At 47.5% G+C, this 22417-nt stretch carries 22 protein-coding genes; 11 read left to right on the top strand and 11 right to left on the bottom strand.

What is annotated here, in order from left to right:
* Positions 1-33: 33 nt before the first annotated feature.
* Positions 34-717 carry a hypothetical protein gene (locus OLTU_RS27610; RefSeq protein ID WP_141735951.1) on the top strand — a complete coding sequence of 228 codons (684 nt, stop codon included), beginning with the start codon at positions 34-36 and terminating at the stop codon, positions 715-717.
* Between the two features lie 274 nt (positions 718-991).
* Here the strand turns inward: OLTU_RS27610 and OLTU_RS27605 are convergent, their stop codons facing one another.
* Complete coding sequence (locus tag OLTU_RS27605; RefSeq protein ID WP_141735950.1) at positions 992-1600, bottom strand: hypothetical protein; 609 nt, start codon at positions 1598-1600, stop codon at positions 992-994.
* Positions 1601-2201: 601 nt separating this feature from the next.
* On the opposite strand from OLTU_RS27605, the gene OLTU_RS27600 reads away from it, so the two are divergent.
* From OLTU_RS27600 to OLTU_RS27590, 3 genes are all read left to right on the top strand, one after another.
* On the top strand, positions 2202-2414 hold the full coding sequence (locus tag OLTU_RS27600; RefSeq protein WP_141735949.1) for a GNAT family N-acetyltransferase: 213 nt from the start codon (positions 2202-2204) through the stop codon (positions 2412-2414).
* Between the two features lie 460 nt (positions 2415-2874).
* Positions 2875-3618 (top strand): hypothetical protein, encoded by a 744-nt coding sequence (locus OLTU_RS27595; protein ID WP_218110318.1) that lies wholly within the window; start codon positions 2875-2877, stop codon positions 3616-3618.
* Positions 3618-4673, top strand: a complete 1056-nt coding sequence (locus tag OLTU_RS27590; RefSeq protein ID WP_141735947.1) for a nucleotidyl transferase AbiEii/AbiGii toxin family protein — start codon at positions 3618-3620, stop codon at positions 4671-4673. The genes OLTU_RS27595 and OLTU_RS27590 overlap by 1 nt, the downstream gene beginning before the upstream one ends.
* A 233-nt stretch (positions 4674-4906) precedes the next feature.
* Here OLTU_RS27590 and OLTU_RS27585 read toward each other — a convergent pair whose 3' ends face one another.
* Both OLTU_RS27585 and OLTU_RS27580 read right to left on the bottom strand, forming a co-directional pair.
* The gene (locus tag OLTU_RS27585) at positions 4907-5347 is read right to left on the bottom strand and encodes a nucleotidyl cyclase domain-containing protein (protein WP_141735946.1); all 441 of its coding nucleotides are present in this window, start codon (positions 5345-5347) and stop codon (positions 4907-4909) included.
* 198 nt (positions 5348-5545) lie between these two features.
* Positions 5546-6007 (bottom strand): hypothetical protein, encoded by a 462-nt coding sequence (locus OLTU_RS27580; protein ID WP_141735945.1) that lies wholly within the window; start codon positions 6005-6007, stop codon positions 5546-5548.
* A gap of 895 nt (positions 6008-6902) precedes the next feature.
* Between OLTU_RS27580 and OLTU_RS27575 the strand changes: the two genes are divergently transcribed.
* Positions 6903-8066 (top strand): hypothetical protein, encoded by a 1164-nt coding sequence (locus OLTU_RS27575; protein WP_218110317.1) that lies wholly within the window; start codon positions 6903-6905, stop codon positions 8064-8066.
* A gap of 45 nt (positions 8067-8111) precedes the next feature.
* Here OLTU_RS27575 and OLTU_RS27570 read toward each other — a convergent pair whose 3' ends face one another.
* From OLTU_RS27570 to OLTU_RS32530, 3 genes are read right to left on the bottom strand one after another with little or no spacing between them, the layout of a single operon-like run.
* Entirely contained in the window at positions 8112-9326 is a 1215-nt protein-coding gene (locus OLTU_RS27570; protein WP_141735943.1) for a WD40 repeat domain-containing protein, read from the bottom strand.
* On the bottom strand, positions 9304-10908 hold the full coding sequence (locus tag OLTU_RS27565) for a hypothetical protein (RefSeq protein WP_141735942.1): 1605 nt from the start codon (positions 10906-10908) through the stop codon (positions 9304-9306). The genes OLTU_RS27570 and OLTU_RS27565 overlap by 23 nt, the downstream gene beginning before the upstream one ends.
* Positions 10884-11069: a hypothetical protein gene (locus tag OLTU_RS32530; protein ID WP_218110316.1), complete on the bottom strand. Its 186-nt coding sequence runs from the start codon at positions 11067-11069 to the stop codon at positions 10884-10886. The genes OLTU_RS27565 and OLTU_RS32530 overlap by 25 nt, the downstream gene beginning before the upstream one ends.
* 48 nt (positions 11070-11117) lie before the next feature.
* Here OLTU_RS32530 and OLTU_RS32140 point away from each other — a divergent pair, with 48 nt between their 5' ends.
* Positions 11118-11276, top strand: coding sequence for a hypothetical protein (locus OLTU_RS32140; protein WP_176737019.1), 159 nt, complete (start codon positions 11118-11120; stop codon positions 11274-11276).
* On the opposite strand, the gene OLTU_RS27560 is transcribed toward OLTU_RS32140, so the two are convergent.
* Both OLTU_RS27560 and OLTU_RS27555 read right to left on the bottom strand, forming a co-directional pair.
* Entirely contained in the window at positions 11250-11714 is a 465-nt protein-coding gene (locus tag OLTU_RS27560) for a VOC family protein (RefSeq protein WP_141735941.1), read from the bottom strand. The genes OLTU_RS32140 and OLTU_RS27560 overlap by 27 nt on opposite strands.
* A gap of 373 nt (positions 11715-12087) precedes the next feature.
* The gene (locus OLTU_RS27555; protein ID WP_141735940.1) at positions 12088-12747 is read right to left on the bottom strand and encodes a hypothetical protein; all 660 of its coding nucleotides are present in this window, start codon (positions 12745-12747) and stop codon (positions 12088-12090) included.
* A 309-nt stretch (positions 12748-13056) separates the two neighbouring features.
* Between OLTU_RS27555 and OLTU_RS27550 the strand changes: the two genes are divergently transcribed.
* On the top strand, positions 13057-13434 hold the full coding sequence (locus tag OLTU_RS27550) for a VOC family protein (protein ID WP_141735939.1): 378 nt from the start codon (positions 13057-13059) through the stop codon (positions 13432-13434).
* A 657-nt stretch (positions 13435-14091) separates the two neighbouring features.
* Positions 14092-15288 carry a helix-turn-helix domain-containing protein gene (locus OLTU_RS27545; RefSeq protein ID WP_141735938.1) on the top strand — a complete coding sequence of 399 codons (1197 nt, stop codon included), beginning with the start codon at positions 14092-14094 and terminating at the stop codon, positions 15286-15288.
* A 203-nt stretch (positions 15289-15491) separates the two neighbouring features.
* Here the strand turns inward: OLTU_RS27545 and OLTU_RS27540 are convergent, their stop codons facing one another.
* The gene (locus OLTU_RS27540) at positions 15492-15878 is read right to left on the bottom strand and encodes a collagen-like domain-containing protein (RefSeq protein ID WP_141735937.1); all 387 of its coding nucleotides are present in this window, start codon (positions 15876-15878) and stop codon (positions 15492-15494) included.
* 66 nt (positions 15879-15944) lie between these two features.
* Here OLTU_RS27540 and OLTU_RS27535 point away from each other — a divergent pair, with 66 nt between their 5' ends.
* The gene (locus OLTU_RS27535) at positions 15945-16649 is read left to right on the top strand and encodes a hypothetical protein (RefSeq protein WP_141735936.1); all 705 of its coding nucleotides are present in this window, start codon (positions 15945-15947) and stop codon (positions 16647-16649) included.
* A gap of 105 nt (positions 16650-16754) precedes the next feature.
* On the opposite strand, the gene OLTU_RS27530 is transcribed toward OLTU_RS27535, so the two are convergent.
* Complete coding sequence (locus OLTU_RS27530) at positions 16755-17180, bottom strand: hypothetical protein (RefSeq protein ID WP_141735935.1); 426 nt, start codon at positions 17178-17180, stop codon at positions 16755-16757.
* The gene (locus OLTU_RS27525; protein WP_141735934.1) at positions 17177-17926 is read right to left on the bottom strand and encodes a helix-turn-helix domain-containing protein; all 750 of its coding nucleotides are present in this window, start codon (positions 17924-17926) and stop codon (positions 17177-17179) included. The genes OLTU_RS27530 and OLTU_RS27525 overlap by 4 nt, the downstream gene beginning before the upstream one ends.
* 820 nt (positions 17927-18746) lie before the next feature.
* On the opposite strand from OLTU_RS27525, the gene OLTU_RS27520 reads away from it, so the two are divergent.
* Together OLTU_RS27520 and OLTU_RS27515 are read left to right on the top strand one after the other, a co-directional pair.
* Positions 18747-20639, top strand: coding sequence for a hypothetical protein (locus tag OLTU_RS27520; protein WP_141735933.1), 1893 nt, complete (start codon positions 18747-18749; stop codon positions 20637-20639).
* Between the two features lie 61 nt (positions 20640-20700).
* Positions 20701-22407 (top strand): AAA family ATPase, encoded by a 1707-nt coding sequence (locus OLTU_RS27515; RefSeq protein WP_141735932.1) that lies wholly within the window; start codon positions 20701-20703, stop codon positions 22405-22407.
* Positions 22408-22417 lie beyond the last annotated feature (10 nt).

The following is a 22417-nucleotide window of genomic DNA, read 5'->3' as shown; positions in this document are numbered from 1 at the left end:
ACAATTGCTTCAAAGAGGAGTGAACTCCATTCAATGAGAATGCTGATTTTGATGAAGCTTGGTTTGGCCGGACTGTCCTTAGTAAGTTCAAACCTGTTTGCGTTCGAGTTTGCTCCGACTATTGCAGTCCGCCTGTCAAAGGATCTGAAAGATTCAAGACTCACGCATAATTTTTCGGTAAACGCTGAATTAGGAGGATTAGACAGAGAAAGTAGCGAAGGTTTTGGTGTTGGCCTGAATTTTGGGGCACAAAGACTTGATATCTCAAGAATCAGATCCACGCTCTCTTCTGAGATTGAAAAGGATAATCCCTTTTTGAATGCTGATAATGAAACGATGAACCTGCAACAGTATGGTATAGCTTCCTCATATTATGACGGAAGCACTACCTACAGTGCGATCCTTGGCAAAGGAGGATACATTGGCCCTGGAGCCGGTACAGCACATGACCATAGGTTCTTTCGTGCTCTCATAGGATACTCAATTCTTCATCCATATTTGAATCCTCTCGATATTCTGTATAACAAAGATAAGTCAGCACCTGCAAAAGGCCGATTGGAATTCAACGCTTCTCTGGAAGCCGGATCGTCCAGTTCCAGGCCTTGCATTACGATTCAGGAGTGCCAGTCAAATCCAAAAATACAGGATCGAGTCCGCTATATTACTTTTCAGATCGGCTTAGGATGGATTATCCATTCTGCCGGTGTCTATAAATGAAAGTAGTCATGACTTTAATCGAATGATCAAACGGCATTGGTTCAGTGGTTTCGAATGCAAGAGAATTTCGCAACTTTCATTGGCTTTCGATAAATATCTGCAAGGCCTGCAACGGCGTAGTGCCGATCCAGGTCCGGGACACATTCAGCAGTCTGATAGGTACATGAGGTCTGAACGGAGTTCACGACGGCTGCACTTGCTATAAAATCAGTAGGGCCGTGTGCGATCCCTGCCTAGATGATTCAGTATAGACCTGCCGGATCTTGCGATAATGCTATTTATCAATCGGATCAAGAACACTCAAAGTGTATGGAGCCAACTCCGTGCTTCGTGCTTCCTCAGTGGTACCAGCACTGTCTATGTCTTTGAATGGCAGAAGACCTTCGGCGGCAAGGTTTAGTGTCACGTAGCGCCTAGTCCCAAAGTAAGGCTTGCATTCTTCTTTTTCTAGGTCATCTACCATCTCAATATTGCAGCTGACGTGTGGTATCCCAGGGAGTTCTGAAGGTGCATTCTCGTTTGTATAAGATAAGATCCTTCGGGTCTTCATCTCCAAATGTATCTCGCCAGTCTCCTCATTTGAGGAGTTCAGAATACTGTATTCCGCCCAACGATTTAAAGAGGTGTATGAGGATTTGCATTTCTCGTCTAAGAAAGTCGTTTCTGTCTGGCGAAGATACCCACCAAAGTAGGTGTGAAATACCGTGATCCATGTCTGTTGAGTCAATGCAGTGCCAATTATGGCTTCCTTGCAGTCAGTAAAGCCATACACTGCTTCAAGGCGCTCCTGAAGGCTTTGCTGCTTAATATCATCTTTTCCGCATGCGAATAATGATAGAAATATGACAGGAACCCAAGGTAGCGAATATATAGACACAGTCATGGCAGCTCCTCATTAATCCCAGGAAGAAATTATTATGGATCGGCTCTTTCTGGTTATTGCTTGGTTAAATTTCCTTTGTCATAGAATACCAGCAATTTCAATGTATAGTGTTCGAGGGCTCGTGGATCCGTGACTGTTACCTTTGGAAATATTTTCAGCATTCGACATTCGAAAAGTGTCGTCTTACTGACCCATTTCGATTCATCACCGCTTATCAACGTCAGCGTCTGGAGTTGTATCGAACTCACGAGTATTGCCGTTGGGCAAAGAAGGGCAGGGAAACACGCCTGTTCATGACCAGTGCAGCGTCCTGAAATGACGATTCTCCAATTTAAAGGCCCATTGTATATTTATAGAATCAGTAAGGTGCGGAACTTTATCACCGCGGTAGATGTCTAATACACTGGGATGTGTTATTACGAAGTTGAATAGCAAACCAGCTAGATTTGCCGATAAGGATATTGAGTGATGGATATTACGTTTCGAAGGTCGGATGAAGTTGACAAGGAATATCTAAGAGGATTGCATAGACGCTGCTACTACGATGTCGTGAGTCGTCAGTTTGGTCGATGGGACGACGAAGTTCAAGCCCGGCGATCACATGTTTCTCATCGAGATTCAAATTGACGCGCCTTATCAAGGGAAGGGAATCGGTACGCAGCTGATTAAAAAAGTCATAAATGAAGCGAAGGTAAAAGACTTGCCCCTCAGGCTGCAAGTCTTGAAAGAAAACGATAAGGCTAGAAAACTTTATCTCCGACTGGGGTTTCGTCAAGTGTCAGAAACAGAAACGCATATCGTGATGGAGATCTAACACTGAATAACACGTCGGTTGGCAACTACATGGTCAAATGTGGAAGCGACGGACAAGTCGCCATCCCCAAAGCGGCGAGGGCTTCACCCCGAGCCCTTATCCGCGCAGCGAGAGGTCATGGCTCTTAATCGTATTGAAACCACCCTTTTCAATTTGTGGCGCATCCCATGCCTGTGCATGAATTTCAATTTGTCTGCCACTGAACCCAAATCTGGATCTGTGAAGTCCTCAGAAAATGTTCTTGTTCCGCGATTTGTCCCTATGGCGAGCTGCTCCAGCTTAAGGACAGAAAGATTGAAATACGCATGAGTCACTATGATCAATTGACTGCTCATGGTCTTCGATACAGATCGTATCGTGCAGGTATTATTGTTTTTTCTTATATTCAATGAAATCAGTAAAGTAAGTCGCATTTTGTTAAAAAACGACCCTGTACTTTTGTTACAAAAAAGCCGATAATATGCTGGAATACTTCGGAAGTTTGAGGTTAAAAATGAAGGTCCTGGCGTCGCGAATAATCCTGAATGAGATCAAAAAGATGCCTCCAGGCAGGGCATTCTCATGGCGCGATTTGACAGGACTGAGCTTGGATGAGCCGAGAATTCGAGCTGAGCTGGCTAGACTCGCAAAGCGGGGTGAAATCACCCGGGGTGGCCGAGGAGTCTATTATGTGCCCTCCGAAAGCTGGGTGGGACCGGTTACGCTATCCGATGAGCAAGTTGTTTCCAAGCTCTTGCAGCAAAAACGGGAAAGTGATCACGCGGTTTTTGGTAATGATCGCAATGAGATAAACCGGCTTATCCCGACGGGAGGCACCCTTTTTTATGAAATGGGGCTTACAACTCAGGTTCCGGCTCGGAAGGAGTACAAGTCATCGTTCGCATATAGCAGTCCGACGCTTCTCGTGCGTCAGGTGCAAATGGAAAAGTATAGAGATTTGAGTGATACCGAAGTCCGAGCCTTTCTTGGCTTGATTGGACTCAAATCCATCGCCAATGAAAACTTTGAGGGAGTTCTTCAGGGGTTCTATGAATTCCTGCTATCAGCGCACATCACTTGCCGGCGCCTTCGGACCATAGCAGCTCTTATGGGTGGGCTTGATGGCCGGCGTGCACTCACCAATCTGGAAATTTTCGAGTCGTTTTTGTCGCGTAGTAAGAGATCGATTTTGGAGAAAGAACCGTTGTGGGACAAGGAGGATTGATGCCAAGCCAGAGCTTTTCCAGTTTGCTTGCAGATCAGGCGTTTCTGGCTTCGGTATCACCGATTTCAGCAGCTTTGAGTTTGCCACCTGAGATCGTGTGGAAGGATTTCATGGTGTTTGCGGTGCTCAAGGAGCTTCTCCAAGGGAAGCTTCCGGAAAATCTTTCGGATTTACCATCGAGGCTTGTATTCAAAGGCGGAACCTCCCTCTCCAAGGCTTATGGCCTTATCGATCGGTTTTCAGAGGACATCGATCTAGCCTTTTTGAATTGTTCCGCGGATGGGGTTAAGCAACTGGGGAAGGCCGCTGCGGACGGCTATCTGAAAGGCATCGAAGGATTCATCGGCACTTTTCCCTTTGTCAGGTCCACGGCCAAGGTCCAGTCCACCGAACGCAAGCGCATCACAACCTGTGAGTATGTCCGTCCAACAAATGTTGGTTCACTCGACTCTTCTGCGGCACCCTATCTGAAACCGCATGTTCTTTTGGAGATGGATTTCCGAACTGAGCCTTTTCCGACTCTGTTTCTTCCGATCGGCTCCATTCTGGGTGATTACCTGAAAAACGCGAATCCACAGGTCTATGACAAAAATGAAGTCCTACATCCGTTCGAGATGCGGGTCATGGATTACAAGAGAACGTTGATTGAGAAAACCCTGGCAGTCCTGACCTGTATTTCGAGCTTCAGCAATAGTGATGGAAGAGAACGCTTTTCGGTAGCTGAGCGGGAGCGCCATTTTTACGATATCCATAAGCTCTATGAGCGCTTCAGAACTGAGGGTCATTCCTTCGGTCAGGAGATGCTGGGGATTTTCAAATCGTCAGTTGAATCGGACCGAAAGATCTTTCGCACGTTGAACTATGAGATTTCTGATCAGGGCTTGCCTTTGGTCTCTCAAAAGCTGGAGGTCGTCAGTTCTGCCTCATTTCGTGCTCATTACGGTCAGGTGTATTCAGCCTCACCGATATACTATGGAACCCGCCTTCAGCCCGAGAACATCCTGGACGGGGTGTTGGATTACTTGGGTCAACTGAAAGTCTTCTTCGGAGAGTGATGATAGTTTCTTCCTCGATCCGGTAGGGTCTTGCGTCACACGATGGGATGACCTTGCCCATACGCGAGCGAACAATTCTGGTGTTGGCTTTTTGCCGATGTCCTTTTGAGTTCCGATAGTCAGCCTTTGATTTTCAAGGAACCGCAACAAAGAGAGAACCCTGTGAGCAAGCTACTCATTATCCTTTTATGGCTTTGTTTTGCAGACCTAGCCTATTCTTTGGATTTAGGTAGCTATCGCCTGGAAGGGTTCAAGGGCTGGGACGGCAGGGAAGATATTCTTGGTTTCAATAACGACTGATGATTCGGAATAAAGTATATTCTCTCTGCGGAGGGATCATCGCGCACTTTAAAATCGGTCATGTACAGGTCGAGGCACTCAAACTTTATCCGATACTCTTCAGTCAAAGAGAAGAAGAATCGTTCCTGAACGATGATCATTGATGTTTTGTCTCTCGATTTAAACAATTCCTTCAGCAAGGCCTCGTAACGGGTTGCCAATATGATCGAATTGCCGAAAAGATCGTATTCTCGGGTGCCCATTTCTGGATAAAATCCCTTAATATCGCCAAGTGCCATGCCGATTCCGAAGTAAACAGGTCGAGGATAATCAAGTTTCGCAAACTCTTCCTCAAAGATCCGCTGGAAATCCTCGAAGGCTCTCTCCTCGCTCAATGGTCTGCTGTTTTTCGAGAATCTACTGGCTGGTACGCCTCGAGGAGCATGTTGAGTACTACCTGCCCCGCTAGCGATCGAACGCTACCACGGTGGACGACAATTTCTATATGTTATATAAACCCCATCCATAGCCGATTCCGGACTTTCCGGAACAATAGTTCCCCCGGAAGAGGAATTTTCAAGATTCGATAGGACTTAGCGCACACGTCTATCGTTTTTTCCGGAATACGATAGTAAGGATATACCTCCCTGATAGAGACTGTCGGTTAATAAATGCTCATCCATATCCTTCTGATCAGCCCAGACCAAGCAATCGGACCCCGACAGCTCATCACGAATGATCAGGATCTGATCATTTCGAATGGCACGGACAAATTCAAGTAATGACAATTCATAATATTTTTCGTCATCGAGATCATGAATGGTCACCGATCCATGAGTGTGCAAATTCCCAAAGCCAACACTGGGTTCGCCATCACACATCCAGATGACGAGTGCAAGGTCGCGATTCCCTGCCGGAGCTATGGAAAACATGATCTCCCCGGCTTGATTTGGATCAGGAATTCCGTAAGGCAGAAGTTCAGGGCTCTGCTCTTGCACAAGCTGATAGAACGCCTGGGATTCTTTTGAAAGCTGTTTGAGTCCTTCTGTTTCCATGCATGTCTCACTAAGGTGGTGATCTTCACGATTTGTGCTGGCCGTCAGCAGTCTATATTGGAGGCCGGGTATAGTGAACATTATACTCTAGATCCCCGAAACTCCGGCTGGTCGATCTGAATCGGTTCGGCCCATGTCCTTGGCACATCGCTAGACCAGACCTTGTGGATGGAAGTAACCCTCCTCATACTGTTGCTGGCAGCATCGGTGCTCAACGTAATGAGTCTAAGAGACCAAATTTGTGAAATGACACACCGTAACAGACTTGTAGCTCAAGCGGTGTAACATCAAGGATGCTTTACACTGCGTCAGAATAAAACATTTTCCCGGCACCTGTAGGTAGGCTCTTATACAGTCTCTTGACGACAGTCATCGGAAGGTCCAAATTTCCAAGTTTAGAATTGCTAAGTCGGATGCCAGGTTTCCACCTTTTATCGAGATCATGCTGCGTGCTGATAGTTGGTCTTGCCCTTAATGCTGACGTCTTTTAAGCTGGTATGATGCGCTGGCGCTTGTTTGTCATAGAGTTCGTCGCAATGTAACCAAGGTTAGGAGCTGCCATGAGGCTTGGGTGGATACTGCTTGCTTTAATATACGTAGGAGCCAGTGTACTGGTCTTCCTAGGGCTTGACCACCTTCCTATCCTTGATCTCCCTAATCATACTGTTCGCCAATTTATTATGTCCTCCTTACTTTCCAACGAAGCCAGCCACTTTGCAGACCGATTCTGGGTTGATTGGAACCCCATGCCTTACATTATGGGAGATCTCCTGGCTATCGCCTTCATGAAATTCTTCAGTGCAAACACAGTCGGTATATTCATGCTCATCCTGGCTTTTTCAGCAATTCCTACTGGTGCTGCCCTCTATTTGCGGGCCATAGGGCGGACTTGGCTTTGTGTTCTGGTCTGTTTACCATTCTTGTTTTATTTGTCCTGGAATCGCATTTTTTCTTTCTTGGATACACCCACTTTCTCTTGTCAATCGGGATGGGTCTTGCCTTATTGGCCATTGCTGAGAAGATTTTAAGAAACCTGCCTAAACCACCAGTACTCTGGCTGCTGCTCTATGTGTGTGGGACGATAACTCTGTATCTAACCCACTCATACGGACTTGCCGTCTTTACGATAGCTGTGACGATTCGAATGCTCTGGCTCCCAAGCAAAGACAGGCGCTCCCTTGTGATTGCGTGCTTTCTCGTTTTTTTGCCACCTCTGCTTGTTGGAATTCAGAAGCTGGCAAACCCTTCATCAATTGAGACGTTTTGGACTTACTTCGCCCCCCGGACTGAATTGCTCAATCGCTTCGAGGAACCATTCTTTCGGTTCGAAAAGCCTTTGGATCGCGTATTTGCGCTGGCTCACCTGATCACGTTGCTTATCCTCGCTCGTACGTTCCGATCCCAGTCGTTCTCTTCCAATGAGTTTCGATTCCACACGACCCTTTTTGCCTGCTTCATCCTTCTGTTTCTTAGTCTTCCTGTCGGCTCCATGAAAGCCTGGGATGTTGATACGCGAGTGTTGCTGCCAGCCATGGTGTTTCTTGTTTTTGCTCTCACCCCGGCGCAAAGCGCTAGGATAGCAAAATTTTCTGGACCTGCTGTAGGTGTCTTTCTGCTCACTTCCTTAGTGGCGGCCGTGCAGCTTGTTTTTTGCGAGCAAAAGTTAATGCAGGCGGATTCCCGCCTGGAAGGTCTCATGGAAGTTCTGGCTATAGTGCCGCCAGCTCAGAAGCTTCTCATGGTTGATGCGGATTCATACCGCTATGATCCGACCCCCCATCAGGTGAGTTGGTATGTTCTTGAACAGAAAGGAATGATTCCTTCTCTATTCAGTGCAGAAACCGATGCTCCATTCAGCTATTTTCACGTGAAGGAGAAGCTTCCGACACCTCCATCCAAATGGTACCTGGAGGGCAAGTTCCACGAATTTTTGCAACATCTTCCGACTTACGACTTTGTCATAGCGAATCGACCATTGGTTCTCCCACCCGAGGTTGCTTCCCAGTTGCGCGTGGTTGTGGAAAACGAGTCGGGTGCCCTCTATGAGCGCCTGAGGTGACCAGGATCATCAAAGTCGGAAATGGGTAACAGTCCAGGAGGTGTGTCAGCGGCAAGGAACTTTGCCTGATGTCTCAAGTTTGGTCTTTTTCAAACTGCCATCCCACGAGCCGCTCCAAATATGGGTCTTATCAAAAACCAAGGAAGTAATCCGGTCGTCATGCGCGATATGCTGTACAGGTTTCCCATCAGCCACGCGATAAAGAAAGGCTTCGCTGTTTTGACCAACAGCGAGGTATTGACTATCTAAAGAAAAGACGGGAGGTGAAGCGAAGCCCGTTTTCGAACAATATAGTTTGAACCGCCGCTTCGCCTCCAAGGCAATCAAAACGGTTTCTCCCGACCATAGACTCAAAGCCAAATATTTGGAGTCTGGCGAGAAGCTCATGTATTCACCGACTGTGGGTAGATCCAACACAAAATACTCTTCAAGGCCCGTAATCTCGCCTGAGGAACCTGGAACGGATTGGAAAATCCTGAGCTTATTGTCGGCAGAGAGAACGGCAAAAAACTTGCCATCCGCCGTTAGGTCAACGCTCCAAACCCAGCCTTGGGTCGTAACCTCGGCCAGGAGAGCGCCCGTCTCTGCGTGATGAATTTTGGCTGTCTTATCAGCCGCTCCACTTATTACATAACGATCACCGCCGGCGAAGCCGGCAGAGGGAATCCAGTCGTTTGCCGTAAGCGTATAGAGGGGCATTTCCAAATTTTGTCTTTGAAAAACGAAAATCTGCCGGCTGAACATGGCTAGAATTTTGTCGTTCCTCTGATCAAACGTGACCTTCCTGATTGAGCGCAAGTCTGGGTTGAATTTAGCAATGAAGTTTAGCTCGTGTCCCTGCCGAAGGTCAGTGATCTTCGCAGTTTTATCATCTGATCCTGAGAGGAGCCATTGACCATCCTGGGATAGATTCACGAAATTGACATTCCTGTCATGACTGACCCGGCCGACCAGCTCCATTGTTGTCCCATCAAGCACAATCGCATCTGCGTTGGATGATGGCGATTGCTCATCGAAGATGGTAGCGGCTGCAACATGGCCGCTGCCTGCGATGCTTAGATGCTTTATTTTCTTACCGATGAATTTGCTCGCCGACTTATCCCGTGCTCGGTATAGAGATAGGCTCTCTGCGGCGGAAGCGATGAATGCTTGGTTTACATCGCTGACAAAGCCAATTCCAACAATTTGCCGTTGATCATCGAAAGATTTGAGTATCTGTCTGTCCTGAAGAGACAGTTCAACTCTGGCTTTCCTCTCCACCAGGAATGGAGAGACCGAATTCCAGGCTTCTCACGCCACTTCCCGATTTGAATCGAAAGACTTCCAATTTCTTCGGTTCATTCACCAGCCTGTGATGGAAAACAACTTCGTTGCAGTTATAAGCAAAACTTTTGGAGTCGCTCGCTATGGCAATGACGTTGATTGTGCCGATTGCGCAACTATCAATGAGTTGAGCTTTAGGAGAGGAGGTTAGATTTACCTTATATATATTGCGATTGTCGGTAGCCACAATTGCAGTTTCTTCTCGGGAAGAGAGCTGCAGGAAGCGAATCGTTTCGTCTGGAACAGGCAGCTCTCTCTCTTTGAGGCCTGTCTGAAGATCGTACCAAGCCAGCATTGAGGAACCTGTCACAGCCAGTATCTTGTTCGCTGAATTTAGAATCCTAAATGAGCCAAGAGGTTCCTCGATTCGGATCTCGTGGTTTGTAAGGAGATTGAAAATCCGCATATGGTCTTCGAAAAGAAGAATGACGTGGGCTCCATCGTTGGATACTTCAGCTGCGACAATACCCTGGATCCCTTTAAACGGCCCTGTCTTAGGAAGGAAATTGCCGTCCAGGACGATAATTTCATCCTGCTGATTGACGATGACCATGTATTTTTCATTGCTGCTTTGGCTAAGCAATCTGATGCCGCCTTTGACATAGCGGCGAACACCAAAATCAACTGTGAATTCTGATCGCGCTACCTGGCCCGCTTTACTTTCGATCTCGATGACAACCCGATTATCTCCCGAGAGTTCAGGCATTGGCGTCAAAATGGACCATATGCTTTCATTTGTCTGAAACGGGACATATGCCTCACGTTTTACGGGGGTGAGGCCATCCATGGCATGATAAGCCAAGCGTACCTCTTGTAGGGGAAGCGAACTCTGAATTGCGAATTCCAAGTTTCTCCTGCCGTCAACCTCGACATAAATTCCCTGAAAGAAAGTTGTTTGATTGATGGATACGAGCGTGGGAAGGTTAGGATCCACGATAAAATTACAAGTTGGAGTCACAAACTTGCTGCCCAGGTAATCGCTCACTTCAAGCTGTAGTGATAATTCTTTATTGTCACTGCGGAATAGGGCGCGATTTAGGTCAATAAAGAACTGGTGTCGACCCTGAATATCCAGATTTACATTTGACAAAAGCTGTCGTGTGTCACCACCTGGAATAATCAGGTTGACTAAGAAGCCAGCGGGCTTGGAGTGGCCTGGAACATCGAAGCTAAAGTTGTACTCTGGTGTTTTGAGGTAGATTGAGCTGGTCGAGGCTGGGCAGAAGCTTCCAGCGAAGTTTTTTTGCAGCTCGACATTCTCACTTACGGGTGTAAAAGGCTCCAGGTCAATTCCCTGAATTTCCTCCGCCTTACTCTGAGGTAATTGGACGAGAACCTTTGCATGAATTCGGTCCTTGTGGACCTCAACCAGCTCGCCGTCGACATTGGACGGTAAGGTAAAGCAGGCATTCGGAGTGAGCTGGTTCTTAAGCGAATGACTGTTTAGACTGAGTTCTCCAACATCCTGGTAGAATAGGGATTTGCCTTGGAGTCTTAACTGAAAATGCCTTTGACCCATGAGAAGGTTTTTGGGCTCAGTACCACACTCAAGCGCAATTCTGTCCAATCGATTATTGATTCTATGACTTCCACGGCACGGTTCACGATCTGACTCACTTCCTCGCGGCTGTCACACGAAATCGCCATGAGCACGCCTGTTTCACTGTCAGTGTTGCTCATGGGCTTCGGAGAGAACTCCTTGAATTTCGGGTGGGTCAGAAGCATCGCATGGATCGAATCGCTGAACACCAGGCACGCGGCAATGTCGTCGGTGAACTGCACGGATATAGCGTGCAGATGAAGCGCACGGGGCAGCCCTTCCTTTCTCCTATAGTCGTACGGGAAGCGAAGACCTTGGCTTTATTTGCCGTCAAACGCCTTTTGTAGTTTGACGATATCCAACTGTTTCATGCTCATCATGGCTTCCATCATGCGAGCGACCTTCTCAGGATTCTTATCTGATGCCATCTTTATGAATGCGGCGGGGACAATTTGCCAGCTAACATTCCACCGGTCCTTGAGCCAACCGCAGTGGGACTCTGTTCCGCCGTTTTCGATGAATGCTTTCCAGAGGCGGTCAGCATCGGCGTTGTCATCGCAGATAGCCATGATGGACGCGGCCTCTGTTTGCTTAAACATCGGTCCCCCGTTTAGAAGCATGACCTCGTGCCCAGCGAGATTTAAGGTGACAGTCAGCGGTTTTCCATTCTGCTTTATTGTTTCTGTTACTTTGGAATTCTTAATAAGCCCTGCGTAAAACTCAGCTGCTACCTCTGCCCCAGTATCAAACCACAGGCAAGTTTGTACTTTAATGTTGGTACCCATAAATTCTCCTCAATAGTTGTTTGTATGAATGTCACCATTTGGTGTCACGCCTTAGAGCACTTGAGCAGCCAGGAGCAGTCATACTATAGCACGCGCTGATAAACGTAGTGAATAGTCTACACTCGCAACCCGGTAGCCATGAGGCAGCCCTGCCTCTCCCCCTATAGTCGTACGGGAGGGTTGGAATAAGACAACGTATTGAAAAAATATTTTATTAAATTATATTGATAACTTAGATGGATCTTCTGAAGCCTTTCGAGACAGCGCCACAACAAAAAAGAAAGGCAGCCGTAGCTGCCTCATTCAAATCAATCTGAATGTGGATTCTATTATTCCACTGATTCAGAGCTGCGTTCTTCGGATGCCTTTAGGTTTAGTTGCTTCCCTTGGCTGAGTTATCCGACTGAATTTCAAAAGCATCGTTCAAGTTGCTTTCGCCTTTCTTGGTCTCAACCCAGTTCCCTTTTTCATTAAAGTAACCCTGAGCTTGAGTCTTCTTACCTGGGAGGCCAGCTTTATTCCGAGCGATTTCAAGGTCCATCTGACACTGATCATTTTGCTTGGATAAGAGCTTCGTCATGGCTCTCAAAGATTTATCGTATGAGCGGGCGTTTTTAAGTTTATGAATGAAAGAGGTTTTTTTCACTACCTTAAGACTTCCGTCTTCAGTTTGACCAAATTCTTCAGTTGTGTCAGTTTCTGCTTGCAAATTGTCTATATCAGGGAGATCTGGAATTTTCCCATTTCCTCCTAACCTCTTATCTGCAAGATAAGAAAGGCATTCCCTCAGCTCCCCATGATAATGATTGGCTTCATCTTTCAGTCTCATGTTGACCGCTTCTTGTATATTAAGCTCATCTTGAGCCTGCTTTTCTTCTTGCAGAATGGCAACATTATCGTTGTCGAGCCCGAGTTTGGCTGAGCCTACCTGCCCTTTTACCTTTAAATCTGTATTGACGGTTTTTACTGAATCTGAATCTGATGCGCACGACGTTAACAATATGAGGCCTGATATCAAAGCTAATTTTTTCATCTGACCATCTTCCATTGAGGCTAGGGTTGACTGATGCAGGGGGACTGTGTGTATCCACTATTCGAAATTATTTCGGTCACAATCAAATAGAGTCGGCAATGGAAGATGGAAGTTGAGGAAGCATTGGAGAACGCCGAAACGTCTGCAGGAAATGCGCTTTAATTTAGATTGAAAATGAGATTAAGAGAGTATTGTGTTGGCAGGATATCTCTAGTTCCCGGAAGGCATTCCAAATATCCAGCGCAAAATCTTACCTAATATCCATTTCCTGACAACTTCATTATGATATCTTTCAAAAAGGAGACCAATATGTTGGAGAACAGAGAAGCAAGCGCAAACATCGCGGTCAAGAATCTTGATGTGGCTCGTAAATTCTACGAGGATACTTTAGGCCTTGAAAAGGTCGCAGCAGAGGGTCAGGAGCTCGTTGTTTACAAGAGCGGCCGATCCACAATCAACGTCTACCGCTCCGACTATGCGGGGACAAATAAGGCAACTGCCGTAACGTGGGATGTAGGTGAAGAGATCGAATCTGTAGTCCGTGCGCTGAAGGATAAAGGCGTGCGCTTCGAACACTACGAAATGCCTGGTCTTAGGCTGGAAGGTGATGTCCACGTTGGTGATTCCATGAAAGTTGCATGGTTTAAAGACCCGGACGGCAATATCCTCAACATCGTGAACCATTGATTATCTGAGTTTTGGCTGGCGAGGAACTTGCCTGTCGCTCGGCACCTTTTAGCATCACCATATCCTATGGTAGACCTCAAGGAAATCCATGAGGAGGATTGTGCAGCTCAGAATCAAGGCGCAAGGATCCCTTCTTCCATCTCAGACCGCAACAATGCGCTGGTGATGGGAATGCGGAACGGGGCTGACGGAAACTTTCGAGGATTCAGGTTTCAGCTGGTGAGAGAGCGATCGCGGCAGGATTCGAAGAGGAACACACTTTTCCAAATTCTTTTTTTGAATCGCGATTTTAACTTGCAATAACAAAAACTTGTCTGCCGTTTTACCTTCCCCATTTTACTCCTGCATACTCTGCTTTCCTCTAGCAACTGTTCCCTCGATGTTCCCTCGAACGCAAAAAAATGCGCTGCTGCAAACTATTGTGGCTCAACAACTTGCAGACTTCGTGAAAAAATTCGATTTGAAAATTTTTTGGTTACACATATCGTGTGAGGAAGTTGGCTTTTTGGTGGAGACAGAGGATTGCAGCCTCTATCTCCGGGAACCCGGAGCCTGGCAATAACGACAAAGCAGACCCCGACGCTCCACTTGGAGATTAGTACGGACACGTCCGCTTTTCAACACCTGCCGGTCTCCCTCATGGAATGAGGGATAATCATGTCACAATTACACAATGTTTTCCCGATAGGCCACCGGGTCTATCAAGGCGGTCGGTATCTCCGAGCGTTTGACCACGCACATGATATAGATCACTACGAACACTCCATTTTGACGTTCCTGGGCTCGCTGATGCCCTTCGACAAAACATTTGTGGATCATCCAGCTTTTCCGTCGATCCTGACAATTGCAATTTCAACAAAAATCAGCCAATCGACGGTACGCAAGAAATTGCGGACTCTTCAGCAAAAAGGCTATCTGAAAGTTGAGGCGTTTCGTTTCCTCAACGAACGTGGTCATTTTCAGCAATCATCAAACAATTACTATCTTTCAAGCCTCGCATTCGATTTCTACGAATCAGTGCTCGTGAGCAAGAACGAGTCTGTGGCGATTCGCAAGCGCGTAGTCGGCGAATCTTTTTTAATTCCTGCCCAAGAGCCCACCCCTTCACCATGCGAAGGGGAGTGCTTTTCCTTCACGGACAGTCCCCGTTCCGAGACGGTGCCTAATTCCTTTCCTGAAAGCCCAATTGATGACCAAAAGGAAATCAGTTCTTCCGATAGTCGAAACCGATTTGATATGAAACGAGAAGTCGACAGCATCGTCCGAGCTTGGGAAGAACTTGTTAAGACACCTGTTTCAAAGGGTGATAAGGAGAAGTTTTACCGTGAATACGTGAGAATTAATGGCAACGAAATTTATTTCATGGAGAAGCTTTTACCTATAGCTTCCGATCCCTATATCGCCGAGCGTGCCAAGAGCATCAATTTTCTTTTTAGCGGCATTGACTGTGCACTTCGAAACCGGGCGGAAATTATTCAAAAGGCGACGCATGCGCTAAATAACGTCCAAACTAACAGTGACCTTGACCATTTACTGAACGAAATACCTGAATTCATCAGAAAAAAATCACATAACTTTGGCAAGGTCTCTGATGTAATTGTTCAGCATCTACTTCAGGATCCAATCAATTCCGCCAAAAGCAGATTGGGCCAAGAGACGAATCCCCGGCTTCCCACTAATGCAAGGGAGCTAAGGGCCGAGATTAAGCGACTTGTCGAGGCAAAAATATCTGACCAGCAACGGCGAGAGTTGGTGACTATTGAAAGCGCCATCTCACGATTGAATTTCGGACAATGCTTGGATCTCTATAACCGCTACTGCAAAAAGCACTCGGTAACGGAGACGGCACAATGAACGGCCAAGGTCGCAAAGCCCGAAACGACAGATATTATCAGGCCAATAGGGATGAGATAAATCGCAGGCGTCGGGAAAAGCGTCAACGCGAGAAAGAGCAGCGTCTGTTGGGGAACCCACAGCTTAAACTTGTGGATTGCTCAGCGCCATACCAAAGAGGATCAGCGTCGGTCCATGGAACGGTATTGGAACCTAGTCAGAGTTCAAACTGTGGGTTGGTATGCTACCCCGATCAGGCGTCCAATTTTGGTCAGACACCCGACCAGACCCGGGCGTCCGACCAGACCCGGGCGTCCGACCAGACCCAGGCGTCCGACCGGACCCAGGCGTCCGACCGGACCCAGGCGTCCGACCGGACCCAGGCATCCGACCAGACCCAGGCGTCCGACCAGACCCAGGCGTCCGACCGGACCCAGGCGTCCGACCAGGCCCAGACGTCCGACCAGGCCCAGGCGTCCGACCAGGCCCAGGCGTCCGACCAGGCTCAGGCGTCCGACCAGGCTCAGGCGTCCGACCAGGCCCAGGCGTCCGACCAGGCCCAGGCGTCCGACCTCGATCTGGCTTCCGGTTCTGGTCAGGGGTCGGACCACGGCTGGTCACCAATGGGTATTAATTCCGGAATTGCGCTAAATTTTGACAGCTTGGAGAGGCCTGCCATGGAATTTGCAAGGTTTGAATCCCCGAATATCTTTCATCTGCCTGTCACGGCTAATCCTGCCAACGACACGAAAAAGAGCGAGGCAAGACGGAGTCTGATGACCCCACTGGTTGCTTTCCAATTGATAGTGACGATAGGACTGTCAGTCCTGGCCTCGTTTCTTCAATTCGAGTTCTATAGGGAGCACGACGTGCTTCCTGGGTATGCGTGGCCTCTTGCTATTGCGGGCTCGGCAGGCATGCTTTCATTGGCGACTGTCAAATTCGATGGATTCTGGACAGATCTTCCCCGAAAAGTTTTGTACTGTGCCTGCTATATCTTCATGGTGATTTCGTCCTCCTTTCACGTTGCAAACGATGCATGGAATCGTGTGGCAAAATTGCCAAATGAAGCACTGTTAACAAATAGTACCCTTGCACCGGCTCAAGAACTTGGATTGCAAGCTGTAGTTGATGCTCTCAAGTTGGCAACCAAAAATCGGGCGTGGAATGCAATGGAGACCCTTGGCGCGGAAGTGTCAAAGCAGGCCGCGGCTCAACCCTCAATTTCCCCAGCCAAACCACTAGGAGTTTCCCAAGACCTGATGATATGGATCGGAGCGGCAATCACCTTGCTTTTACGAGCACTGCTTGAAGGCATCCAGGCTATCAATGCAGTCGCCCTGCGAAAATACTTCGGAAGCAGGCTCCTTACCAAAGCATAGGGTTGGTACCTTAGAATGTCGAAACATATAAAGGGAAAGGAGCATAGACGCAAGACGCAAAAGGCGACCATTGAGCCGCCTTTGGACAATTAAATAACATTTCGATCACTTGACTTCACTGCGAACGGCTTCACGGCGGTCGCGAAGTATCAGCTCACCAGCCCTGTCGCTGTCTTCGATTCGGTAGGATCTTGCAGCTGTTTCTGGTGTGCCAATCATTTCGGCGTCAATTGTTCGGCTCTCTGACGTCAGTAATGCATCAAAGTCAGCGGAAGAAATTGAAAACGCCTGAGGTTGTAAACTCGAACGTGTCACAAACAAGCTGGAATCAAGAGATCGATTCACCCCAAGCTTGATTGCGCCTGACTCATTCAGAAACAATCCTGCCCCAGGCAGTTCAGTCGCCTTGAGTATTTGTTCAAGCGTCTCCTTAGCTGGAGGCCCACTGCCGCCCGAACTTCCACCAGCAATTAAGGGCCGGCACAACAAAACTTCTGCAAAGCAAATCGCTACGGCAACCTTTATTTTCATGGCTGAGCCTCGCTGGATTCTTTGGTGGAATGCACGCCGCAAAGGAGCGTGAAAAGCATAACAAGGGACCCCTGGTACTCCGGATTCCGAGATATTTCCTGGAGTTTGGTGTTGGCCTCAGCTAAAGCATCATAAGCTCTTGTTGCGCCAGCCAAATTTAAACCCATTGCAAGGTTCCTCATTAGACATCCGGGACTTTGGGTGTCAATTGATTCCAAATTTAGTCTTGCAATATCCTTGATCAGGCCAGTCGGCAGATGAATTATCTCGTTTGAGAATGCCTGCAATTGATCATCAGGCCCAACTTTGACCGCGCCTCGCTCTATCAAATCGTCAAGCACAATGGAACCGCGTCGACCAAACTCGTTCGTAACATCCAGGCGTTTTTTAGGCAATCCTTCCGACACGAAAATAAACACATCATATGTGTCCTTTGAGTCGGCGATGTATTGCATTGTTGCAATATCCCTGTCCGTCTGGCTTTTGGCAAGACCATTATTTGCCATCTCTTCAATTTCTCTGGGGAAAAACTTTGTAAGTGAACTGAGACAATTTTCAGGGTCAAGATAAGAGATGATTCTTATCGCATCGAAAAACTCAACGCCCCTTTTCTTGCCCGAATGAATGCGATGAATGGTGGTATAGTCAACGCCAGTGTCCTGGGAGACCTTACGAAGGCTGGTGTCCCGCTCAGACAAAAAAGATTTAAGTTTTGACCTAATATATTCTGACGCAGTAGAGGCCATAAGTGATCCCACTATTATTTACAATCCCTTAAGCCTTCTTTTTAGGAACAAACCCATGCCCGGTCAACTTTTTGTTAACAGGATTGGTTAAGAATACTGAACCGGCAACACAAAGGCGGATTTAGCAAACTGCTAATTTCTGATGTCACCTTGACAGTTATGCTAACTGACTTTCAAAAACAATCGTAACATTCTCAATCCTTTTCCATTCAGCAGTCACAACTGTTTAGAAAATTAGGATTTGGCAATTGAAGAACTTTGCAAAGTGAATGCATTCGCCCTTGCCCCGAAGTTTGGAGCATTGCTATTCCTGATTCGTCGCAACGAACTGCGGCGTGAGGCAGGGAGGATTTTAATCGTGACGATATACTATCGTTCAACGTGTCCCAATGAAAAGCGCCTACAAAAATCCGATCATTATCTCCGCTTTCTTCAAAAACTCTCCGCTGAACAGCGATGGAGAGCCCCGCTTTCTTCAACAACGCTTTTCTCTCGTCTCAAAATCTCTCGGCATTTTCTTTACTATGCAATGAGTAGGTCAGGCAGATTTTCGATCATGGATTCAGGTCGGCTAGGTATCAAGGCCAGTTTCAAGCGCCCTTGTGATGCCACTGTGCAATCCCACCGCAAAGGCGATTAAATTTTTGAGGAGGGGCTTCGTTTTGAAGCCCTTCCTGATCAATTAGCAAAGGAGACTTTGATGTCAAAGGTAGATTTTCTTGACATGAAGGCTATCCGCAATCCCATAGCAAGTAGCTGGATTGATGTGAAATATAATAGTTCACCTAAACGAAAACCCGATTAAAACTGGATGTTTACCATGAAACACCAAGCAGTAGGGACATTTCTCTTTTCCTGGCTACTTGTAGCATCAGCAGCCATTGGTTCAAACATGGGCAAGGCTGAACCTGTCCAGTGGCCCGCAGGTGTGAATGTTTGCCAGGGTGTATGGTCGTACAAGGAGTATCAATCTTGCGAGGATCTTACTCATGGTCCAGACCTCGCACGACCAATAATTGCGGAAAAAGATGGGGCCAAATGTGGCTATGAAAAAAAGCAGAATTCCTGTTGGCATGGCCGAGAACACCAACCTCATGACTTTATTGATACAGGCAATGAACGTTTGCAAAGACACTCAAGAAATTGGACTTCTCAGGACTTGCAGGCGCATTGTGAGAAAAAGGCCCGCGACATCCAACTGGCTCCTCAGCAGCACCTGGGTACAGTTACCGTTCTTTCATCAAAAATATATGGGAAAATTTGTGCTGAGATGGAGGGCCGTGAATGTATGCTGTGGACTTTTAGAGCTGATGTCCAATGCCGCATCAATTTCGATCATCAGATATATGGCCCGAGCGATGAATGCGGTTCCTATATTGATGATCTGACAAAGCCTAAAACATGTGTGGTTGGATATCACAATATCAATAAGCGATCGAGTGCCTGCAATTCGCTGGATCATAAGACTGGACGGTTTATGAATGCCAGTGACCTTATGAAGGTGGAGTGGCGTCATGGCTTCTCGTGCTCTACTAGCGATGATCTGCCAGCGGAGTCTGCTGAGCAAGTGCAAAAAAAGTACGCTTTCCTCGTCAAGAAAATTCAGGAGACCCAGGACACTTCGCACCTGGATTTCGATATTCTGACGAAAACCCTATCAACACTGCTGGCAGAAAGATCTCACCATCTTGATGAGGCCCAAATTTCCTATGCAACCAAAGTTGCTTCCAAAGAGATCAAGGTTTCAAAGATGTCGGATGGTTCAGTTTTTGACGTGTCAAAGGACTGTGCAGGAAACGGATCTGGACATTCAAGGTTCTGCCCGAGCAAGAGGGTAGTTTTCGATTTTGGTGATATTTCACATTTGCCTCGTATTACGTCCTATACGTCCATGGCTCACAGGCTGAGGTACAGCTTTCCATGCCCAGTTAATACGGGGCAGCTTTCCGTCCGACTTATCGAAGGCGACAATGAATTTTCTCTTGCACCAACAGCTGACGGCTCTGTCCAATCAACAAGCATTGTTTACGTGCAAGGACAGCGACCGCCACAGATCGAAATATTAGCTGATCGAAATGCCCTTTTCCCGGATTCCTGCCGTCTGATCATCCAAGCGAGCAACCTCGATCTTGACCCGACACTTCTTCTCTCGTCAAGCAACGATCTGATAGACAAAATCAGAATGCTGTCCGGCTTCAAGGTCGAGCTTGATAAAGCCAGTCAGCTCCCTGAGAGGTTCAAAACAGTGCAGGCCCTTAAGGATGATCTGACGAACCGGATTGTTGAGGACATCTTCAAATGCCAGGACCTTGCGATGGCGGTCGGTCGAGACCCCGAACCTATCTGTCCACTGAATGACGACCCGACATGGGCATGCAGGAACGACAGCCATCCGGAAGAAGGTGAACTTGGAGTTGTGATCAATCGGATTCGGGAGAATTCCTGTCTTTATCGGGACCTTCAACAGGGACTTCCTGAGACTGTGCCATGCGGTACGACAGGCGGTTCGTCCGGAAATCAGTGTCTGGCAGGCATCCAAAAGATTGCTTCCATCGCCGAGCAGGAGTATCAAAAATCCCGAAGTTCAGCGGAAGAGTTGATGAAATCCCTCGGCAAGGAAAGAACACGCATTGCCACCAAACAGCCGGAACTCGAAAGGAAGATTGGTATCGTTGTCGACTCCTTGAGCAAGGGACTGGCTCAGACCAGATAATGGCTGATCTGACCGACCTTGTCAGCATGAGCAAGGCGTTAACATTTACAGAGAAAGTGCCATGAATAAATATAAGCAGTTACTCATTGTTCTCACGATCTGCGGTCTTTCCGGCGCATGGAAGACCAACTTCAAGCTGACCAATAAATTCCTTGGCGACAGCAGTGATAAATACCCCGCCAATGAAAAGGACTATGCGTATCTTTTTTGCGAAACCGGCGAAGGTGCCGATAACTCCCAAAAAGGAAAGGCTGACTGGAGAAGATCAAAGGCCCACGATTACTGTTGGAACGAGCACAAGGGAAGTGACGATACTGTCTGGAGCGGCTGGGAAAGAAGCAGACTCATGAGAGGCTGCAAATCCCAGCTCAACTTTTTTGGCAATAAGATCTACCGCTGTTACGACATCACAAAAGACCCTGAGTTTTCTCAGATCGAGCAGGCACTGGTTGCTGAAAAAAAGCAGGCTTATGACGAGTGGCTGACTATTTACAACGCGAAGGTGGATGAACTTTATAAGGGTGCGAATCAGACTTACGGTGATGTCGATGTTGAGCTGAAGGCAGCCCAGGAGAAGGAGCAAAGGGCCAAAGACGCCAAGGAGAAGATGGAAAAGGAAGCTGCTCTGGCCAAGAGGTCGATTGACGAGCTTTCGGCAAGGCATGCCCAAATGGACAAACTTCTTAGTTCTCTTGTAGGACAGTTTGATAGCGGCTGGGCGTCTCTTCTTGCAAGGGTTGAGAAGCTTGAATCCGACATCAAGGAGGCAAACTCTCAGATGGCAGCTTTTGGTACACGGCTGAAGGCCAGCGATCAGAGTCATGCCTCCATATCCGCCATTCAGAGTGAAGCGGCTTCTGTTCTCCAGAAATCATATTCGGATCTCTGTAAAGGTCTTGAAATCAGCAAGGACGTGGAAACATTGAGGACCCAGGTTGCTTATATGAATAGGCTTGTGGATCCAATTCTGGCGGATGCTGAAGCAGTTCACATACCAGAATCATTCTCCGAATCAAGGGCCAGCATGCTTGGAAGGATCCAAAGTCTTTACGACATCCCTGGAAAACGTGATTTCATTTTTGATTCAAGCTATGACGTGCTGTCTGAGAGACCACCTGTCTGTGACGATATCAATGCATTCCTCACAGATTTAGGGAAAGCTGCGGCTTATGCCAAGCGAGTTGAGGAAATCAAGAAGACGACGGGTGTCATCGCTGATTTCGAGGCTGCCGTCAAGCAGATCGAAATTGAGAAGGAAGCGGAAGCTCAGTATCAGGCTGCTCTTCTCGGAGCGCGTGACATCGAAGCTCGGTGGGTGGAACTGCTCCAACGCGGCAGAGTATTAGAAGCCAGAACCATCATTGACAATCTTGATCAGTCGCTGACCCGGATCATGTCTTCACCCGAGCTGCTTCAATCCCATGCTGATCTCAAGAAGCTTACAGATGAACTCAATAAATTCAAAGCGAGGATTCTCGAAGAGGCTGGCTACAGGCTTTCTCTGAACGGAGCGCATACGCTCATCTCAATAAGGCTTCGTCAGATCAAGGTCGCCATCATGAAGCTTGAAATGAAGTCCCGGCAGAAGCCGGCTCTCAATGCCGTATGGTCACTTCAAAAGCAGGAGGTTTTGTCTGCCTTCAATACCAAACCGGGGCAGGATATCTTCACTCCTGTCTTTAAGGATTGGCAGTCTCTTTTGGAATACGACCAGATGATTGATCGCGTGGCTGCGTCCATGGATCAGCTCCTTGCTTACAATCCATGAGGACGGGTAC

This window comes from Oligoflexus tunisiensis, assembly GCF_001748245.1.
Taxonomy (GTDB): domain Bacteria; phylum Bdellovibrionota_B; class Oligoflexia; order Oligoflexales; family Oligoflexaceae; genus Oligoflexus; species Oligoflexus tunisiensis.
The sequence above is the reverse complement of the archived record's forward strand: the minus strand, read 5'-3'. Positions and strand labels throughout refer to the sequence as shown.

Excerpts from the sequence above, each read along its gene's own strand:
- OLTU_RS32140 (WP_176737019.1), top strand. The coding sequence starts at position 11,118 with ATGGATCGAATCGCTGAACACCAGGCACGCGGCAATGTCGTCGGTGAA.
- OLTU_RS27525 (WP_141735934.1), bottom strand. The coding sequence starts at position 17,926 with ATGGCCTCTACTGCGTCAGAATATATTAGGTCAAAACTTAAATCTTTT.
- OLTU_RS27515 (WP_141735932.1), top strand. The coding sequence starts at position 20,701 with ATGAATAAATATAAGCAGTTACTCATTGTTCTCACGATCTGCGGTCTT.
- OLTU_RS27595 (WP_218110318.1), top strand. The coding sequence starts at position 2,875 with ATGCTGGAATACTTCGGAAGTTTGAGGTTAAAAATGAAGGTCCTGGCG.
- OLTU_RS27565 (WP_141735942.1), bottom strand. The coding sequence starts at position 10,908 with ATGGGTCAAAGGCATTTTCAGTTAAGACTCCAAGGCAAATCCCTATTC.
- OLTU_RS27590 (WP_141735947.1), top strand. The coding sequence starts at position 3,618 with ATGCCAAGCCAGAGCTTTTCCAGTTTGCTTGCAGATCAGGCGTTTCTG.
- OLTU_RS27600 (WP_141735949.1), top strand. The coding sequence starts at position 2,202 with ATGTTTCTCATCGAGATTCAAATTGACGCGCCTTATCAAGGGAAGGGA.
- OLTU_RS27560 (WP_141735941.1), bottom strand. The coding sequence starts at position 11,714 with ATGGGTACCAACATTAAAGTACAAACTTGCCTGTGGTTTGATACTGGG.
- OLTU_RS27545 (WP_141735938.1), top strand. The coding sequence starts at position 14,092 with ATGTCACAATTACACAATGTTTTCCCGATAGGCCACCGGGTCTATCAA.
- OLTU_RS27550 (WP_141735939.1), top strand. The coding sequence starts at position 13,057 with ATGTTGGAGAACAGAGAAGCAAGCGCAAACATCGCGGTCAAGAATCTT.
- OLTU_RS27580 (WP_141735945.1), bottom strand. The coding sequence starts at position 6,007 with ATGGAAACAGAAGGACTCAAACAGCTTTCAAAAGAATCCCAGGCGTTC.
- OLTU_RS27555 (WP_141735940.1), bottom strand. The coding sequence starts at position 12,747 with ATGAAAAAATTAGCTTTGATATCAGGCCTCATATTGTTAACGTCGTGC.
- OLTU_RS27535 (WP_141735936.1), top strand. The coding sequence starts at position 15,945 with ATGGAATTTGCAAGGTTTGAATCCCCGAATATCTTTCATCTGCCTGTC.
- OLTU_RS27520 (WP_141735933.1), top strand. The coding sequence starts at position 18,747 with ATGAAACACCAAGCAGTAGGGACATTTCTCTTTTCCTGGCTACTTGTA.
- OLTU_RS27610 (WP_141735951.1), top strand. The coding sequence starts at position 34 with ATGAGAATGCTGATTTTGATGAAGCTTGGTTTGGCCGGACTGTCCTTA.
- OLTU_RS27530 (WP_141735935.1), bottom strand. The coding sequence starts at position 17,180 with ATGAAAATAAAGGTTGCCGTAGCGATTTGCTTTGCAGAAGTTTTGTTG.
- OLTU_RS27605 (WP_141735950.1), bottom strand. The coding sequence starts at position 1,600 with ATGACTGTGTCTATATATTCGCTACCTTGGGTTCCTGTCATATTTCTA.
- OLTU_RS32530 (WP_218110316.1), bottom strand. The coding sequence starts at position 11,069 with ATGAGCAACACTGACAGTGAAACAGGCGTGCTCATGGCGATTTCGTGT.